We start from the raw sequence: 417 nt of genomic DNA, 5'->3' as shown, positions 1-417 counted from the left end.
GATTCTCGCCGATGTCGGCGGCGCTTCGACGGTGGTGGATGATGGCAGGAACGGCTTCATCGTCGCAAATGACGACGACGTTACAGACTTGGCGCAGCGGATGCTCGAAATCGCCCGGCCGCAGTGCCACGAAGCCATGCGTACCGCCGCCCTCGCGCGCAAGACCGACTATTCGCTCGATAAAATGGTGGATGCGACCGAGGCAGTTTACCGCGGGCTTGCGCAGGGCGGATAATCCCGATTCTTACTGGCCGACAGCAGGCCGGCCGTCTGACAGACAAGTAAGTGCGCCGATTCTCGTCAGCAGGACGCGAACATTCGCGCATCACTTTGGACCAGTTCGGGACGTTTGGCCCCAATTGCGGGGCATTTGGTGCCCTTATGTTCCCCTAAGGCCCTTGTTGCGGCCTTGGAGAA

General features: G+C 60.4%; 1 protein-coding gene. It reads left to right on the top strand.

Annotation, left to right across the window (positions count from 1 at the left end):
• Positions 1–235: glycosyltransferase (locus AC1D0P_RS30520; protein WP_477680152.1), on the top strand; the 235-nt coding region annotated here is incomplete at its 5' end.
• Positions 236–417 lie beyond the last annotated feature (182 nt).

The organism is Polaromonas sp. P1_G2 (genome assembly GCF_056405515.1).
Note: the sequence above shows the minus strand (reverse complement) of the source record. Positions and strands in the feature narration are given on the sequence as shown.